This window comes from Streptomyces sp. SID9727 (assembly GCF_010550605.1).
Lineage (GTDB): Bacteria > Actinomycetota > Actinomycetes > Streptomycetales > Streptomycetaceae > Streptomyces.
The window spans coordinates 1-16,834 of the sequence record NZ_JAAGNI010000297.1; the positions used below are offsets into that span (position 1 = coordinate 1).

The 16,834-nt window shown below is 72.3% G+C and carries 19 protein-coding genes; 14 read left to right on the plus strand and 5 right to left on the minus strand.

Annotated elements, in window-relative coordinates; genetic code table 11:
* The first annotated feature begins 252 nt into the window (after positions 1–252).
* The 3 genes from G3I41_RS19540 (at position 253) to G3I41_RS19550 (ending at position 2,313) form a co-directional block, all read left to right on the plus strand.
* On the plus strand, positions 253–867 hold the full coding sequence (locus G3I41_RS19540; RefSeq protein ID WP_164401564.1) for an ABC transporter ATP-binding protein: 615 nt from the start codon (positions 253–255) through the stop codon (positions 865–867).
* Positions 864–1,706 carry an ABC transporter permease gene (locus G3I41_RS19545; protein WP_164401566.1) on the plus strand — a complete coding sequence of 281 codons (843 nt, stop codon included), beginning with the start codon at positions 864–866 and terminating at the stop codon, positions 1,704–1,706. The genes G3I41_RS19540 and G3I41_RS19545 overlap by 4 nt, the downstream gene beginning before the upstream one ends.
* Before the next feature lie 85 nt (positions 1,707–1,791).
* Positions 1,792–2,313 carry a hypothetical protein gene (locus G3I41_RS19550; RefSeq protein ID WP_164401568.1) on the plus strand — a complete coding sequence of 174 codons (522 nt, stop codon included), beginning with the start codon at positions 1,792–1,794 and terminating at the stop codon, positions 2,311–2,313.
* Positions 2,314–2,374: 61 nt separating this feature from the next.
* On the opposite strand, the gene G3I41_RS19555 is transcribed toward G3I41_RS19550, so the two are convergent.
* Positions 2,375–2,767 (minus strand): STAS domain-containing protein, encoded by a 393-nt coding sequence (locus tag G3I41_RS19555; protein WP_164401570.1) that lies wholly within the window; start codon positions 2,765–2,767, stop codon positions 2,375–2,377.
* 95 nt (positions 2,768–2,862) lie between these two features.
* Between G3I41_RS19555 and G3I41_RS19560 the strand changes: the two genes are divergently transcribed.
* The 4 genes from G3I41_RS19560 (at position 2,863) to G3I41_RS19575 (ending at position 6,474) form a co-directional block, all read left to right on the plus strand.
* Positions 2,863–3,195, plus strand: coding sequence for a helix-turn-helix domain-containing protein (locus G3I41_RS19560; RefSeq protein ID WP_164401572.1), 333 nt, complete (start codon positions 2,863–2,865; stop codon positions 3,193–3,195).
* A gap of 170 nt (positions 3,196–3,365) precedes the next feature.
* Positions 3,366–5,042, plus strand: coding sequence for a PP2C family protein-serine/threonine phosphatase (locus G3I41_RS19565; protein WP_203601338.1), 1,677 nt, complete (start codon positions 3,366–3,368; stop codon positions 5,040–5,042).
* A complete protein-coding gene (locus G3I41_RS19570; RefSeq protein WP_164401576.1) occupies positions 5,039–6,109 on the plus strand; it encodes a cobalamin-dependent protein in 1,071 nt (356 codons plus the stop codon). Before G3I41_RS19565 ends, G3I41_RS19570 begins: the two co-directional genes overlap by 4 nt.
* On the plus strand, positions 6,106–6,474 hold the full coding sequence (locus G3I41_RS19575) for an STAS domain-containing protein (RefSeq protein ID WP_164401578.1): 369 nt from the start codon (positions 6,106–6,108) through the stop codon (positions 6,472–6,474). The genes G3I41_RS19570 and G3I41_RS19575 overlap by 4 nt, the downstream gene beginning before the upstream one ends.
* Before the next feature lie 21 nt (positions 6,475–6,495).
* Here G3I41_RS19575 and G3I41_RS19580 read toward each other — a convergent pair whose 3' ends face one another.
* Positions 6,496–6,933 carry an ATP-binding protein gene (locus G3I41_RS19580; RefSeq protein WP_343242178.1) on the minus strand — a complete coding sequence of 146 codons (438 nt, stop codon included), beginning with the start codon at positions 6,931–6,933 and terminating at the stop codon, positions 6,496–6,498.
* Between the two features lie 34 nt (positions 6,934–6,967).
* The gene (locus tag G3I41_RS19585; protein ID WP_164401580.1) at positions 6,968–7,321 is read right to left on the minus strand and encodes an STAS domain-containing protein; all 354 of its coding nucleotides are present in this window, start codon (positions 7,319–7,321) and stop codon (positions 6,968–6,970) included.
* 230 nt (positions 7,322–7,551) lie between these two features.
* Between G3I41_RS19585 and lanL the strand changes: the two genes are divergently transcribed.
* From lanL to tatA, 7 genes are all read left to right on the plus strand, one after another.
* A complete protein-coding gene (lanL, locus tag G3I41_RS19590) occupies positions 7,552–10,206 on the plus strand; it encodes a class IV lanthionine synthetase LanL (RefSeq protein WP_164401582.1) in 2,655 nt (884 codons plus the stop codon).
* A gap of 45 nt (positions 10,207–10,251) precedes the next feature.
* Complete coding sequence (locus G3I41_RS36445) at positions 10,252–10,413, plus strand: VenA family class IV lanthipeptide (RefSeq protein WP_203601340.1); 162 nt, start codon at positions 10,252–10,254, stop codon at positions 10,411–10,413.
* Positions 10,414–10,497: 84 nt separating this feature from the next.
* On the plus strand, positions 10,498–11,538 hold the full coding sequence (locus G3I41_RS19595) for an ATP-binding cassette domain-containing protein (protein ID WP_164401584.1): 1,041 nt from the start codon (positions 10,498–10,500) through the stop codon (positions 11,536–11,538).
* On the plus strand, positions 11,535–12,383 hold the full coding sequence (locus tag G3I41_RS19600) for an ABC transporter permease (protein ID WP_164401586.1): 849 nt from the start codon (positions 11,535–11,537) through the stop codon (positions 12,381–12,383). Before G3I41_RS19595 ends, G3I41_RS19600 begins: the two co-directional genes overlap by 4 nt.
* 194 nt (positions 12,384–12,577) lie before the next feature.
* Positions 12,578–13,573 carry a DUF3533 domain-containing protein gene (locus tag G3I41_RS19605; protein WP_164401615.1) on the plus strand — a complete coding sequence of 332 codons (996 nt, stop codon included), beginning with the start codon at positions 12,578–12,580 and terminating at the stop codon, positions 13,571–13,573.
* A gap of 164 nt (positions 13,574–13,737) precedes the next feature.
* Entirely contained in the window at positions 13,738–14,478 is a 741-nt protein-coding gene (locus tag G3I41_RS19610; RefSeq protein ID WP_164401588.1) for an alpha/beta hydrolase, read from the plus strand.
* A gap of 188 nt (positions 14,479–14,666) precedes the next feature.
* Entirely contained in the window at positions 14,667–14,858 is a 192-nt protein-coding gene (tatA, locus tag G3I41_RS19615; RefSeq protein WP_164401590.1) for a Sec-independent protein translocase subunit TatA, read from the plus strand.
* Positions 14,859–14,926: 68 nt separating this feature from the next.
* Here tatA and G3I41_RS19620 read toward each other — a convergent pair whose 3' ends face one another.
* The gene (locus G3I41_RS19620; protein ID WP_164401591.1) at positions 14,927–15,994 is read right to left on the minus strand and encodes a glycoside hydrolase family 43 protein; all 1,068 of its coding nucleotides are present in this window, start codon (positions 15,992–15,994) and stop codon (positions 14,927–14,929) included.
* Positions 15,995–16,067: 73 nt separating this feature from the next.
* Entirely contained in the window at positions 16,068–16,826 is a 759-nt protein-coding gene (locus G3I41_RS19625) for a hypothetical protein (RefSeq protein WP_164401593.1), read from the minus strand.
* Positions 16,827–16,834 lie beyond the last annotated feature (8 nt).

Sequence of the window (16,834 nt, forward strand, 5' to 3'; positions counted from 1 at the left end):
GCCCGCGGCCCGGGTGCCGTCACGCTAGCCGTCCGCGTCCGCCCCGGGCGGGACGGCGGCGGCGAATCCGCCGCACGCGTGGTCAGGGCCGCATCGGGTTGACGCCTGTGCGAACGGCGGGCCGGGAGCACCGTTTCCGGGACGTCACACGGTCGTTGGGCACAGGCGGAGGGTCCGCGGCAGGCCGGGAGCCGCGTCCGCCGCAGCGGCAGGCGGGCGCCCCGGGAAGCCCAGTCACGACGGAGCAGCGCGATGGATGTCACCGATGTGCACCACTCCTACCGGCGGAACGCCGTCCTCCGGGGCGCCGGCCTCCGGCTGAGACCGGGTACCCTCGCCGGGATCGTGGGGGAGAACGGGGCCGGCAAGTCGACCCTGCTCAGGATCCTCGCCGGTGAACTCCGCCCCGACCGGGGCACGGTGCGGCACAGCGGCAGATTCGGCTACTGCCCGCAGGCCGTCGTGCTGGACGACTCGTTCACCGTCCGCCAGCACCTCGACTTCTTCCGGCACGCGTTCGGTCTCCGGGACCTCCGAAGGGCTCGCGAGGTGATGGAGATCCTTTCCTTCACCGCATACCTCGACCAGCGGGCGGGACTCCTCAGCGGAGGCTCCCGTCAGAAGCTGAACCTGACGCTGGCACTGATGCACGATCCGGACGTGCTGCTGCTGGACGAGCCCTACCAGGGGTTCGACTGGGAGACCTATCTGCGCTTCTGGGAACTGGCGACGAGCCTGCGTGACGCCGGGCGGTCGGTGCTGGTCGTCTCGCACCTGGCGTACGACATCGGCCGGCTGGACGTGCTGTGGCGGCTGGAGGGCGGACAACTGCACCGCCAGGACACGCGTACGGAGGCGACGGCGTGAGGCGGCACTGGTCCCTGTTCGTCACAGCGTCCCGCTATGCGCTGATCGGCCATGCCCGCAACCGGTTCGCGATGCTGCTCGTGGTCCTGTACATCCCCGTGTGGATCGGCCTGGCCTACGTGGCCATCCCCAGCCGGGCGGCGCCGTTCCGGCTGCGGGCCACCGGCGAGATGCTGTCCCCGCCGGGCAACCACCTCACCCAGATCACCGGCGCGCTCAACGCGGTCACCCTGATCGCCGGTTTCATGATGTTCGCGGCGACCTTCACCGGAGGAGCCTTCGACCGACGCCTGGCCATGGCGGGATACCCCCGGTATCACCTCGTCCTCGCCAAACTCACCGCCCTCACCCTGGTCTGTACGGCCGTCGCCGCCTACGCCACGGTGGCGGCGGGCTTCGCCTGGGCCCCGCGGCAGCCCTTCGTACTGGCCGCCGGGCTGTTCCTCGCCGCCCTGACCTACGGCGCCCTGGGAGTGGTCTTCGGATCGGTGCTCCGCCGCGAGGTGGAGGGGATGTTCGCCATCCTCATGATCAGCATTCTCGACGTCGCCCTGCAGAACCCGCTCTCCAGCTCCGGTTCGGACAGCCCGGTCGTACGGTTCCTGCCGACGTACGGCTCCGTGCAGGCGAGCATGTCCGCGGCCTTCTCCGACGCGCCGGCAGGCGAAGGGCTCGGGATCCAGTTCCTCTGGCTCACCGGCGCGGCGGGCGCCGGACTGCTGGTCTTCCGCAGACGCACCCGCGACGCGCTGCCGCGACGGGCCACGGCGCGGGTGCCGGCACCCGCCCGGCCCCGGGAGGCGGCCGGTGAGGAGCCCGCCCGCCCACGACGGCCGTGACCTGCGGATGCCGGTGATCGTTCTGTAGCCGTCGGGCCCTCACCGCCGACGACGAGACCCCTTCCGTGCAAGGAGCACTACGCCCATGAACCTCTCGCGTACCGCCAGGAGCACTGTGCTCACGGCGGTCCTTCTGTCCGCGACCGTGTTGGCCGTCCCGGCTCCGGCGCAGGCGGCGCCGCTGCCGCCCGCGTGTCAGGAGGCATTGCTCGAGACCTTCGACAAGTTCCCCGTCGTCGACTTCACGGTCCCGGACAAGGCCAAGAACACGATGCTCGCCGAGGTCCTCGGCCTGAGTGAGGCCGACCAGCAGGTGTTCACCGAGCAGGCGTGCGCGGCCTGGAACAACTGGGCGACCGCCAACGGCCAGGCCGTGGCCGCGGACCTGGACACGCGCTACCGGAACGCGGCGGGACCCGTGTGCAACAAGTTCGCCAAGTCGTCCCTGGCGACGATCAAGAAGTACGCCCCGAAGGTGCCCGCCGAGACGCGTGACCTGGAGAAGCTGGCCAAGCGGATCTGGACGGACTCCATGGAGAAGCTCGCGGCGAACGCCACCAACGCCGATTGCCGTGACGCCTACACCACGGCGAAGGCCGGCTGGTAACAGATCCCACGGACCGCGCCCCGTCCTGCCGGTGAACAGCCGGTGGGCCGAGGCGTGCCGGTCAGCAGGCGGCAGCCTCCTCGACCGTGGCCCGTACGTGCAGGACCGCGTCGAGGCCGGTGATGTGCAGCAGGCGCTGGAGATAGGGCCGGGGCGCGGCCAGCCGCAGGGCGCCCGCCCGGTGGGTGAGGATCAGCAGGTTCAGGAGCGACGAATCGGCGAAGGTGATTCCCGACACGTCCAGAACGACCTTCGCATGCGTCCAGGCCGCTGTGGTCAGCGCCTCCTCCAGCCGTCCGATCGACTGCGCGTCGCAGGAGCCGTGCGCCGCCACCACGCGCACGCCGTCTCGTGTGTGCTGTGTCACCACGGCCTGCACCGGGCCCGCCGCGAGCGCACTGCTTGTGCCGACGCCGCTCGCGCGTGCTGCCGGGACCACTTCGCCGTACGACACTCCGAGCCTCCTGTGACTCTCACCATGTCAATGAATACACGAAAAGTATGTCATGTAGTTGAGGACGGGCAAGGGGTCGCGATTAGATGTATGACATGCATGGAGTGCCCGAATCCCACACCGGATGGACGTTCATCACCAACCACGCGCGCGTACTGGCGACCATCGCCGAGGACCCGACCGTCCGCATCCGTGACATCGCCGCCCGCTGCCGGCTCACGGAGCGCGCGGTCCAGCGGATCATCGCCGATCTCGAACAGGGTGGATACCTCTCCCATACGCGAGAGGGCCGCGCGAACACGTACCGCATCGAACCGGACAAGGTGCTGCGCCACCCCGCGGAAGCCGGCCTTTCCGTGGCCTCGCTGCTCACCCTCCTCGTGCAGGACGAGACGGACCGCGGCAGGGAACCGGTGGAGACGTCGTGAAAGTCACGTATCAGAGACGTGTCCGGACAGTGAAGGTGTGACGCTGTGTCACCTTGGAGGAGAGTGAGCCGATTGCCATCGAGGACCGGCCTGCGTGATAGTTGCCGCAAGGCAATGCTTGTCCGTCCAGTTGGAAGGTGGTGCGGCTCGCCGTAGGCGGGCCCCCCCTCATGGCTCCTCCCCAGGGAACTCCCGTTACGAAAACCGACGAAAGCCCGGCATCCGGCGCCTGGTCCACGGCCCCGTACCCGGTGATACAGAGCGGTGCGAACGGCGTGCTGACCGGGCTGAACCCCGCGGCCTCCCGGCTCCTCCCGGACGCGCGTCCGGGCACCACGATGGCCGACGCGGCCCCGGCCTGGCTCGCGCGGGCCGACCGCGAGCTGCGCGATCCGGCGGCGGGCACGTCCGCGGACCCCCACGCGGGAACGGTCCCGTCGGCCTCGGGCCGGATCGGCGCTCGCAGCTACGAAGCACACGCCGGCCACGGCGGCGGCGGTGACGTCGTGTGGTGGCTGGTGGACGACACCGACCGGCGGCTCGCCGAAGAGGCACTGGCCACCGAACGCGAACGGACCGCGTTCCTCGCCGAGGCGTCCAACGTCCTGCTGGCCTCGTTGAACACCGACCGGTGCGTGTCGGCGACGGCCCGGCTCGCGTCCCAGTACCTCGCCGAGGCGGCGGTCGTCGTCTCTCCCGCGAAGGGGGACAAACTACCCCTGGCCCGGGCGGTGGCCGGCCGGCAGACCGTGCGCGGCCTCGTCGCGGCCGACCCGGCCGAGGTGCCGGGCCTGGCCGAAGCGCTCCAGGGATTCCCGCCCGTGCCCTCGCGCTGGATCGACCCCGAGTCCCTCCCCGCGTGGGTGGTTCCCGAGGAGTACACCGGAACGATCACCTCGGTCGCCGTCGCACCCCTGCCCGGCCAGGGGGTCCCGGCAGGCGCCCTGGTCCTGCTGCGGAGCGGCGGCCAGTTCACCGAGGACGAGCAGGTCGTCGCCCGGCTGTTCGCCGCGCGCGCCGGCGCCGCCCTGTCGGCCGCCCATCTGTACGCCGAGCAGAGCGCGGTCACCCGCACCCTGATGCAGGATCTGCTGCCGCCCCGGCTGCACCGCGTCCACGGCGTCGAGTTCGCCGGCGGCTACCGGCCCGCCGCCGCCCGGGAGCGCGTCGGAGGCGACTTCTACGACGTCCACTCGGCCGGTACCGACGGGGACGACTCCTCGCTGGTGGTCCTGGGCGACGTGTGCGGCAAGGGGCTGGACGCGGCCGTGCTCACCGGCAAGATCCGCAACACCCTGCAGGCGCTCGTCCCCATGGCGGACGACCACCAGCAGGTGCTGAGGCTCCTCAACGACGCACTCCTCAACTCCCACCACACCCGCTTCGCGACCATGGTCCTCGCCTCGGTCCGGCGGACGGACCATCTGGTGAGTCTGCGGCTGACCGCCGCCGGGCATCCTGTGCCGTTGGTGGTGCGGGCGGACGGCCGCGTCGAGGAGATCCCGACCCAGGGCACCCTGGTGGGGGCGCTGCCGGACATCGAGTCCCGAACCGCCGAGACCGTTCTGCGGCCCGGCGAGACTTGCCTGCTCTACACCGACGGGTTCACCGAGGCCCGGGGCGGCCCGCTCGGCGATGAGATGTTCGGAGAGAGAAGACTGAAGCGGGCGCTGTCCGAATGCGCCGACATGCCCGGCGAGGCCGTGGTCGAGCGCATCCAGATGCTCGCCGCCGAGTGGGTGCGGGGCGGCGGCCACGACGACATGGCCGTCGTCGCGATCACCGCTCCCCGGACCACCCACCTCAGCGCGGTGAACGGCCACACCCGGGGCAGGTACACCGCATGACAGCCTGCCTGCCCGAACTGCGCGACCGGCTCCTCGCCGCCGCCGCCCTGGACCGCGACGAGTTCGCCGCCGCCGCACTCGTCACCGGAGCCCTCGACGACGGTGTGCCCGCCGAGACGGTGCTTCTGGACCTCATCGCCCCCGTCCAGGGGAAGGTCGGCACCGAGTGGGCGGCCAACCGCCTCACCGTGGCCCAGGAACACGCGGCCAGCGCCATCGTCGAGCGCGTGATCACCGCGCTCGCCCACCACCCCGCCGCCCGCACCACGCCCCGCCACGGAAAGGTCACCGTGGCCTGCGTGGAGCAGGAATGGCACTCCCTGCCCGCCCGCCTGCTGGCCGAGGTCCTCACCCTGCGGGGCTGGGAGGTCGACTTCCTGGGAGCGCAGGTCCCCACCCCCCACCTGGTCGCCCACCTCCACCACACCGGCGCGGACGTCGTCGCCCTCTCGTCCTCCCTCCCCACCCGGCTGCCCTCGGCCCACGCGGCGATCACCGCCTGCCAGTCCGTCGGAGTGCCCGTCCTGGTCGGAGGGGCGGCCTTCGGGCCCGACGGCCGCTTCGCGCGCATGCTCGGAGCGAACGCCTGGGCCCCCGACGCACGCACCGCCGCCGACCGGCTGGCCGCGGGCCTCACCCCGCCCACCCCGGCCGACATACGGCAGCGGATCGACGACCTGCCGCACCTGGTCGACCAGGAGTACACCCTGGTCGCGCGCTCGCAGGGGCAACTGGTCAAACAGGTGCTGACCCAACTCGACGACCGCTTCCCGGCGATGGCCACGTACACGGACGCGCAGCGCGAGCGCACCGCGGAGGACATCGCGCACATCGTGGAGTTCCTGACCGTGGCCATCTACACCGACGACGACGAACTGTTCACCACCTTCATGACCTGGACCGCGGACATCCTCACCGCACGCCGTGTCCCCGCCCGCTCGTTGCCGCCCGTCCTGGACATCCTGACGGCCGCACTCAGGGACTTCCCCCGGGCCGTCCGGCCGCTGGAGCGGGCGAGGGCCGTCCTGGCCGACGTCACCGCAGCACACCCCGGAGCACCCGCATGAGCGTCCCGCCCCTCCGCCTCACCGTCGAAACGGGCGGGGGAACCACCCGGCTGCGTCTCGCCGGCGTCCTCGACTACGACACCAGTGATGCCTTCGGCGCACGCGCCACGGCATGCCTCGAAGCCGACCCCGAGCCGGACGAAATACGCCTGGACTGCGCCGAGCTCCGGCTCTGCGACTCGATGGGCCTCGCCACTCTGCTGATGATCCACCGGCGCACCGCCGCGCGCGGGATCACCCTCGTCCTGGACGACCCGCCGGCCTCCATGGAGCGGATGCTCCGCATCACCGGGACACGGCACCTCTTCGCGCCGGGGACCGCGGGTGCGCGCAGTCCGGAGGAAGTGAGCGAGTCGTCCGACTGAAAGCCCTCCGGACGCGCCCGGTCACGGCCGTGCGGGCAGCGCCATCACCACCGTGATGCGTTTGCCGTCCGGGTGGACACCTACGGAGACCCGGCTGGCGAGCAGTCGTACCAGCGGCCAGCCGTACCCGCCGATCCTGGGCGACTCCGCCCGCACCCGCGGTTCCGACGCGGGCAACTCGGCCGGGAACTCGCTGCTGGCGTCGCCGACGGTGATGCGCAGCCCCTCGTCCGTCACCTCGGCCTCGAACGCGGTCAGCCGGCCGCCGTGCCGGAAGGCGTTCGTCACCAGTTCCGACGTCACCAGCAGCGTGTCGTCCACCACACGTGCCGGCCACCCGTCGAGCGCGGCCCCGAACCGGGCCGCCAGCAAGTCGGTCACGAGGCCCCGCGCAGCCGCCGCGTTCCGCGGAACGGCCGACACCACTCCCTCCGGCTCCCCGCCCACTTCTACCACCACCCGGATACACCCCTGCCCCGGCGGGCCGACGCCCTCAGCACTGGAGCGCGGATTCGACGTCGTCCGCGAACCGGAACGCGCCGGCCGTGCCCGTGACCTCGAAGAGCCTGCGCACGCCGGAGTGCAGCGGGCCGGCCAGGACGAGCGGCACGCCCGCCCTCACGTGTTCCCGCTGACCGCCCAGCAGGGAGTGGAGCGCCGCGGAGTCGGCGAACGTCACCCCGGACAGGTCGACCACCGTCCGCACACACCCCTCCGCCACCGCGCCGGTCAGTGCCGCCGACAGGTCACCGCTTCCCGACCAGCCGTCCAGGCTGCCCCGGACCCGGATCAGCACCACGTCGTCGGCCGTCTTCTCGGAACCGACGCTCCGTTCATCTTCCGCCATGAGCCGTATCCTCCTACGTCTCGCCCCCGGACCGGCGCCCGGGGTCGGACGACGGTCCCGCAAGGCCCTCGGAGCGTGCGCCTCCCCGCGCGCCGGGCGCCGCCGGACCCGGTCAGCGATGAACCCCTGCGCTCGCTGGAGCAGGTGATTCCGGTGAGGGCGCGTTCCGCGCTCACGTGACATGGGCAATTTCCGACCAACGGTCCTCACCGTTGGGAGGAACACCCCACATGACGAGTCACGCGACCGAAGCCGCACTCGAAAGCCTTCTGAACCGAGCCCTTCAGGCCACCCGCACCGGCGACTGCTGGACGACCCGGACCGACGAGGCATGGTGCCGCGTCGCCCCCCGGTCGGCGACCCGGCGCGACCAGGGCTGGAAGCTCCACCTGTCGGCAACGGCCGCTTCCGCGCCGACGGTCCTCGTCAGGGCCCTGGACGTCCTGCTGCCGGACACCTCGGCATTCAAGTTCGCCCGGTCCCTCGATCAGGTGAGCACCCTCAACTCCCGCGCCACCCCCCGGGGCAGCTCCGGAAAGTTCATCACCGTCTACCCGCGCTCGGACGCCGACGCGGTCCGCCTCGCCCGCGGACTGCACGCGGCGACGGCCGGACTGCCCGGCCCCCGCATCCTCTCCGACCAGCCCTACGCCCCGTACAGCGTGGTGCATTACCGCTACGGGGCCTTCACCGGTCGGCAGCGGCTGTCCGAGCAGGGCCTGTTGATCTGGTACATCGAGGACCCCGACGGCAACCCCGTGGAGGACGAGCGCAGCGGCCGCTACGCCCCGCCCCCCTGGGCCGTCTGCCCGTTCCCCGCCACCGTGCCGCTTCCGCCCCCCGCGGCGGAGGCGGCCGGCGGCCCGGTCCTGCTCGGCGGCCGCTTCGCGGTACGGGAGGCGATCCGGCACACCAACAAGGGCGGCGTCTACCGGGGCACCGACGTCTCGACCGGGGCGCCCGTGGTCATCAAGGAGACCCGCCCCCATGTGGAGGGCGACGCCTCCGGCCGGGACGTCCGCGACTGGCTGCGCGCCGAGGCCCGGATGCTGGACAAGCTGAAGGGCACCGGTCTCGCCCCGGACGCCCTCGCCCTCTTCGAGCACGGCCGGCACTTGTTCCTGGCCCAGTCCGAAGTCCCCGGCGTCAGCCTGCGCACCTGGGTCGCCGAGCGCTTCCGCGACCTCGGGAGCGCGGAGTACCGCCGCGAGGCGCTCGGCCTGGTCGCCCGGCTCGTCGACCTCGTCACGGCGGCCCACGCCCACGGCTGCGTGCTGCGCGACTTCACACCCGGCAACGTCATGGTCCGCCCGGACGGCGAACTGCGGCTCATCGACCTGGAACTCGCCGCCGACGACACCGGCTCCAGCCTGCCGACCCGGGTGGGCACCCCCGGCTTCAGCGCCCCCGAGCGCCTGAAGGACGCGCCCGTGTCCGTCACGGCCGACTACTACAGCCTCGGCGCCACCGCGTGCTTCGTCCTGACCGGCAAGGTGCCGAACCTGCTGCCCGAGGAGCCCGCCGCCAGGACCGGCGAGGAACGGCTCGCCGCCTGGCTCGGCGCCTGCACCGGACCCGCGAGGCCCCCGGACCCCGTGGCGGAGATGATCATCGGGCTGATGCGGGACGAGCCCGCCGCCCGCTGGGACCCCCGCCGGGCGCGCGAAGCCCTCCGCGGCCCCGGCTCCGCCCGCCCCGCGCGTACCGCACCGGTACCGGACGAGGACCTGGACCACGCCGTCTCCGGACTCGTGAACCACCTGCTCGACACCATGACCCCCACGGACGACCGGCGCCTGTGGCCCGTGTCCACCGCCGCCGGCGAGACCAACCCGTGCACCGTGCAGCAGGGGGCGGCCGGACCCCTGGCCGTTCTGACGCGGTACTTCGAACTGACCGGGGACCCCCGCCTGCCCGAAGTCCTTTCGACGGCCGGCCGCTGGGTCGCGGACCGTTCCCGCCTCCGGACCACGCGCCCCGGCCTGCACTTCGGGGACCTCGGCACCGCCTGGGCGCTGTACGAAGCCGGCCGGGCCGTCGCCGACGAGGCGCTCGTCGACCACGCGCTCGCCCTCGCGCTGGCCCCCCAGGAACCCTCACCGCACCACGACATCACCCACGGCACGGCCGGCAGCGGCATGGCCGCCCTCCACCTGTGGCAGCGCACCGGTGACCCCCGCTTCGCCGCGCTGGCCGAGGAGGCGGCCGACCGGCTGGCGTCGGCCGCACGTCGCGAACCCTCGGCGGTGAGCTGGGCCGTCCCCGCCGAGGCGGTCCCCGGCGAGGCCGGCAAACAGTACCTGGGCTTCGCCCACGGCTCCGCCGGCATCGGCTGCTTCCTCCTGTGCAGCGCGGTCGCGTCCGGACGCCAGGACCATCTGCGGCTCGCGGTGGAGGCGGGCGAACACCTTCTGCGCAGCTCCGTACGGATCGGCGAGGCGGCCCAGTGGCCCGCCCAGGCCGGTGACGAACCCACCGCCCCGTACTGGTGCCACGGCTCGGCCGGCATCGGCACCTTCCTCGTACGGCTCTGGCAGGTCATCGGCGACGACCGGTTCGGCGACCTCGCCCGCGGCTGTGCCCCGGCCGTCACCGAACGCGCCCCCCGGGCGCCGCTGTCCCAGTGCCACGGCCTCGCGGGCAACGGCGACTTCCTGCTCGACCTGAGCGCCGCCACCGGGGAGCCCGCACACCGCGCCATGGCCGACGCGATGGCCCGCCTCGCCGTCACCGAAGGCGCCCGCCGTCACCGGCACGTGGTCTTCCCCAACGAGTACGGCGACGTCTCGACCAGCTGGAGCGACGGATCGGCCGGAATCCTGGCCTTCCTCCTGAGGCTCCGCCACCCGAGCTCCCGGCACTGGCTCGCCCAGTTGCCGGGCTGAGCGGCAGAGAACCTGCCGCCGAAACACAAGAAGAAGGAGAGAACCATGGAAATCCAGACCCAGGACCTCGAACTCCTCGCCCACCTCCACGCCCTGCCCGAGACCGACCCCGTCGGCGCCGACGCGGCCGCGTTCTCCGGCACGTGCGAGTGCATCGGCCTGCTGACGGTCCTCAACACGGTCTGCATCGGCATCAGCTGCGCCTAGGACCGGCCCACCGTCCGGCCGGCGGCTGTCCCGGGACAGCCGCCGGCCGGACCCGACGGGCGAACCACAGGTGAGGACCCGACCATGAGACTGACCACCGGCGGCGAGGAAATCGCCCCTGAGCACACCCCCACCCCCGCCACCCTCGGCCCGCCCGAGTACGCCATCAGCACCCGCGGCCTGGTCAAGAGCTACCCCGGCCCCAGGGGCACCACCACGCACGCCGTGAGCGGCCTCGACTTGGACGTCCATCGGGGCGAGACCTTCGCCTTCCTCGGGCCCAACGGCGCCGGGAAGTCCACCACCATCGCCCTGCTCTGCGCCCTGGCCCGCCCCACCGCCGGCCACGCCACAGTGGCGGGCGCCGACGTGCGCACCCAGCCCCACCAGGTGCGGCAGCGCGTCGGCATGCTGTTCCAGCAGAGCGCCCTCGACCCCGACCTGACACCCGAACAGAACCTCCGTATCCACGCACGCCTCTACGGGATGCGCCGCGCCCACGTCCGGCAGCGCACCGCCGACGTACTCGAAGTGGCCGGACTCACCGACCGGCGGACCACTCCCGTACGCACCCTCTCGGGAGGCATGCGGCGCCGCCTGGAAATCGCCCGCCAGCTGCTGCACGCACCGGACGTGCTGTTCCTGGACGAGCCCACCACCGGCCTGGACCCCCATGCCCGCGCGCAGATCTGGGACCACCTGTACGCCCTGCGGGAACGGAACGGCAGCACGCTCTTCGTCACGACCCACCAGCTCGAAGAGGCGGCCAACTGCGACCGCGTCGCCATCATCGACCGCGGCCGGCTGGTGGCTCAGGGCGCGCCCGGCGCGCTGAAGGCCGCCATCGGTGACGACCGGGTCGTGCTGCGCACCAGTCAGGACGAACGGGCACAACACGTCGTCCACCGCATGGTCCCGCGCGGGCACTCCGTGACCAGGGACGCCGACGGGATCTGTCTGCGGGTGCCCGACGGCAGTTCCTGGATCCCCCGCCTCTGCGCGACGCTGGAGAGCCACGGCATCGCCGTCCGCGCAGCGTCCGCCACCCCGCCCACGCTCGACGACGTCTTCTTCCACCACACCGGCCGCAGCATCCACAGCACACAGCCCGGCGGCGGCCGATGACCACACTCCCGCTCGACGCGACCGACGCCGGCGGGCGGCCGGTCCGGCTGCGGCACGAACTGCGCGCGATCCACGGCCTGGTCCACCGGGACCTGCTGCGCCTCGCCGGCCAGCGTGCCCACACCGCGCTGATGCTGCTCCACCCCGTGCTGTACCTGCTGATCCTGGGCGGAGGGCTCGCCGCGCTCATCTCCGACGCCAGACTGGGAGTCGGCTACCAGACCTACCTGTTCCCCGGCATGCTGATGATGACGGTGCAGACCCCGGCGATCCTCGTCGGCATCCGCCTCATCACCGACCGGCAGAGCGGCTATCTGCGCGAACTCCTGATGGCCCCGGTCAGCCGCGCGACCCTGCTCCTGGGCAGCTGCGCCGGCGGCACGCTGGTGGCGACCATCCAGGGCACCGTGCTGCTGAGCCTGGCCGGAGTCGTCGGCCTGCCCTACGACCCGCTCCTCCTGGCACTGCTTCTCGCCGGCATGGCCCTGATCTCCTTCACGATCACCGCCCTCGCCCTGACCCTGGCGGTGAGCCTGAGCAGGCCCGAGACGTTCCACACACTGCTCGGCGTGATCATGATGCCCCTGCTGTTCCTCTCCGGCGGCTTCTTCCCCCTGCAGGCGCTGCCCGGCTGGGCGCATGCCGTGGCCGCCGTGAATCCGCTCGCGTACGGCGTCGACATGCTCCGGGGCAGCATCGCCCTGCGAACCCCGGACGGGGCGGCCGCCGGCGGCATCACCTGGGCCGGCCACCAGCTCCCGCTGCCCGTGGAGGCGGGTCTGCTCCTGGCCGGCGGCGCGGGCGCCCTGCTGTGGGCCGCTCACCGGTTCGGACGGCAGGAGTGAGTGACCGCGCGAGCGCCGGCGCCCTGGGCCGAACGGGTGGGTAGGGCAGCGGCCATGCGTGTTCTCTCCGTGGCACACCGGCCCGGAGTGAGGATGTCGGCGGAACGGGTGCACCGGTCACTCACTGCTGAGAGCGGGTACGTCACGTGGCGGAAGCAAGGGGCTCGACGGCGCGGATCGGCGCGTGGGCGGAGATGCGGGACGCGATCACCACCAGGGCGGTGCTCGTCATGGTGGGCGTGCTGCTGCTCCAACTGGGCTTCGCGCTTTCGTACATGGGGGCGTTCCACGCGCCCAAGCCCCACCGCATCCCGATCACACTGGTCGCCCCGCGCCCGGTGGAGGCCGACCTGGTCGCCCGGCTCAACGCGCTGCCCGGCGACCCGGTGCACGTCACCGCCGTACGGGACCGCGCGCAGGCCAGGGCCCGGCTGCTGGAGCGGAAGACCGACGCCGCACTGATCGTGGCGGTGACCGGGCGCACCGACACGCTGCTCATCGCCTCGGCGGGCGGCCCGTCGGCGGCCGACGCCGCGGCGAAGGTCGTGGCGACCGTGGAACGCACGCAGAACCGGGCGCTGACCGTCCGCGACATCCGCCCGCCGGCCGCGGGGGACACCCGGGGCCTCTCGTCGTTCTACCTGGTGCTCAGCTGGACGATCGGCGGCTACCTCGCCGCCTCGGCGCTGAACATGGCGGCCGGTTCCAAGCGCCCCACGCTCCGGCGGTCCATCGTGCGGCTCGCGGCGATGGTGCCCTACGCCTTCGTCTCCGGAATCGGCGGCGCCGTCATCGTCGGCCCCGTGCTGCACTGCCTGCCGGGCGCCTTCTGGGAGCTCGTCGGCATCGGCACACTGGTCGTCTTCGCCTCCGGTGCCGTCGGCGTGGCCCTGCAGTCGCTGGCCGGGACCATCGGACTGGGCCTGACCATCCTCATCTTCACGATCCTCGGCAACCCCAGCTCGGGCGGCGTCTACCCGGCGTCCCTGCTGCCGCCCTTCTGGGCCGCGATCGGCCAGGCCCTGCCACCCGGCGCCGGCACGACCGTCGTCCGGAACACGGTCTACTTCGACGGCAACAACACCACTGGCGCCCTGTGGATCCTCGGTGCCTGGGCCTTCGCCGGGATCGTCGTGGCCCTCCTGGCCGCCGCCCTGCGGGGCCGTCGGGCCCGTACCGAAACCCGTTAGGCGTCCGAGGCGGCCCCCTGCTACATTCTTCCCGGCCGTGCGAACGAACGAGGAGGTGGTACCCGTGAACGCAGTATCGACATGGGTGCTCCCCTCCGGGGTCACGGTCGGACGATAAGCAGGTCGTCCGGGAGCGCCGTTGTGCACTCCCGAAAGGCACGATCATGCATTTCACTTCCGAGCAGCGCCTGGACGACGGCGTACGCGAACGCTCCTTCACCCTCGACGGCATCCCGGGCATCCTCTGGACCCCCGAGTCCGCCTCGGCGTCCACCCCGGTGCCGCTGATCCTCCTCGGCCATCCCACGCTCGGCCTCGAGCGGATGTACCCGCGCCTGGCCGACCGGGCCCGGCACTCCGCGGCGGACGGTTTCGCCACGGCCGCCGTCGAACTCCCCGGCTGCGGCGACCGGCCCCGGCTGCCGGTGCTCGACCAGGCCCGCGCCGACATGCGGCGGGCCCTGCAGGCAGGCGAACCGGTCACCGACGAGATCATCGACGCCGTCGTCCTCCCGCTGGTCGACCAGGCCGTCCCGGAGTTGCGGGCCGCCATGGACGCGATCCTCGCGCTCCCCGAGGTCACCGGTCCGGTCGGCTACTCGGGCGGTGTCATCTCCATCGGCGTCCGGCTCGCGGCGGTCGACCCGCGCATCGAGGCCGCCGGCCTCTTCGCAGGCAGCTTCATCCCGCGCACCACGTACGACGAGGCCCGCCGGCTCACCATCCCGTTGCACGTCCTGTTGCAGTGGGACGACGAGGGGAACGACCGGCAGGCGGCGCTCGACCTGTTCGACGCGTTCGGCTCGAAGGAGAAGTCGCTGCACGCCAACATGGGCGGCCACACCGGCGTCCCGGCGCATGCGGGGGCCGCGGCGGCCCACTTCTTCACCAGGCACCTGAAGTAGCACGACAGGGGCGCGGCCGGCGTGGGCCGCGCCCCTGGTCACCGCCTGATCGGATCGCTTGCCGTACCGCCTCGCCGCACGACGCCTCGGCCGGGCTCCCGCCCGGCCGAGGCACAGGTAAGGCGCCTAAGGTGTCAGCTGTACGGCGTCTCCCGCACACACGGACGGCAACGAAGGAAAGAGGTGACGTGATGCTGCGCAACGGCTTGGAACCGTGGCACCTGCTCATCGTGGCGCTGGTGGTCATCATGGTGTTCGGCTCGAAGAAGCTCCCCGACATGGCACGCTCCCTGGGCAAGTCGGCCCGCATCCTCAAGAGCGAGGCCAAGGCGATGAAGGCCGAGGCGGGCACCGATCCCGCCGCGCCGGGGCATCCGTAACACCCGCGCCCGGAAGGGGCCGGGGCAGTGCCGAACCGGCGCCGCCGCCCCGGCCCCTCCGCGCGGTGTCATTCGAAGAACTTGAGGCTGTACCCGGTGTCGGTGTTCGCCCCGGGGACGTTGGCGCGGCGGTACGTGGTGTTGCCCCACCAGCAGAAGGATCCGGTGTACCAGGAGCGGTTCTCCCAGCTGTACGGGGTCCCCTTGGGCACGGCGTGGAACATCAGGGGGAACGCGGGCCCGGCCGGCGGGCTGGTGGCGATGTCGCCGTCGAGGAGGACGAAGGTGTGGTGGCCCGGGCCGTTCACGTACAGCGTGGGATCCCAGCCGGCCATCATGGTCGCGCGGCTGGAGCCGAACAGGCAGCCGTTGGACTTGTACCAGTCCCACACGTACGTCGGGTCACCGCCCGAGCGGAGCCGCAGCTCCGCGATGCAGTACTGATCGCTCCAGCTGCCGTTGGCGGAGTAGGTGATGTGCAGCTGCCCGTTCGGGTCCTTGATCGCTTCGGGGGCCTCGTTGATGAAGGGGTTGCCGACGACGCGCTCCCAGCTCTCCCTCGGCTGGGAGATGATGTACCGCCCGCCCGTGGAGGTGGTCGGGCTGCTCATCCGGGCGATGTAGAGGTTCTGCTCGACGTTGGTGGTGCCGGCCCAGCCCGACCACACGAACCAGCGCTGCCCGTTGAAGGTGAACAGGGTGCCGTCGATCGCCCACTTGTCGTCGGGCAGGGCGAGTTTCTTCGCGGCGGTGTAGCCGCTGTCGGGGGTGGCGGAGCTGATCACGTACATGCGGTGGGCGGCGCCTCGGCCCGCTGAGAAGTAGACGTAGTAGCGGCCGCCGTCCCGCACGATCTCCGGAGCCCAGACCTCACCCAGGTTTCCGGTGTCCGACCACACCTGCCGCGGCGTGGCCGAGGCCAGACCGCCGGTCGAGGGCGCCTGCCGGACGCTGATGCCCCCACCGGTCGACTGGACCGAGATGTACGTGCCGCCCACGCGCAGCACGCTGGGATCGGCGCCGCGGATGGCCGTCTGTCCCGCCTCGGCGGGCCGGGCGGACATGAGCGACATGGTGAGGGCCAGAAGCGTGGACAGCGCGAAGGCTGCCACTCCGGACATCCGGGAGAGTCTCATGGCTTCCCTTTCCCGTGCGGGGTTCGCGGGCGGACTGGTTCCCGAACCCTGTCCACGTAGAAGCGTGTTCATGTCAAATAGTTCGGTCCTGCCCTCCGTGGTCCTCGATGAGACGGCTGATCACGCCGTGCAGGACGTCCGCCCGGGCCTGGTCCCCGCGCTGCTCCCGCAGGGCGCGCTCGACCGCCCGCAGCCGCCGCCACGCCTCCGGCGCCGCGTCCATGACCCGGTCCACGAGCGGCGAGGAGACCAGCTCCAGGCACTCGGCCAGCCGCTGCCTGGTGCCGGGGGCCGGCAGTCCGGACGGCGGCTCCGCGAACCCGTCCGTCAGGTAGCGCGCGGGGTCGCCGAGGCTCCATCCGGCCACCGCCCCCTCGTACACCAGGAGGTCCACATCGGGGGCGATCCCGAGCCGCGCGTCCGGCGCCTCGCCGAGCAGGCGGGCGTCCGTGACGCAGCTCAGCGCGCCGGCCCCCGGGTCGCAGTGGAAGGCCGTGGCCTGCGGCAGGCCGAACTCCCCGACGGCATCCGCGCGGAGGCCGGCCGCACGCGTCCGCGGTCCCCGGTCCGCGGTTCCGGCGACGTACTGCCCTGGGACGAAGAGCGTGAGACTGCGCAGCTCGCGGCTGCCCCGGTCGAAACGGACGTAGTCGTCCCCCGACCACAACCACCGCATGCTGCCGAACGTCTCCGCCAGCTCCCGCTCGCGCCCGGCCGGGTCCGCGTAGCCCGCGACGATCAGCTGGAGATCGCGGAAGTCGAAGCGGGGGGTGAACGCGAGGGGCCTGTCCGTCGTCGCGGCGGTCATGCCGTCGCCCACTGTGACCTTCACCGTGTCCG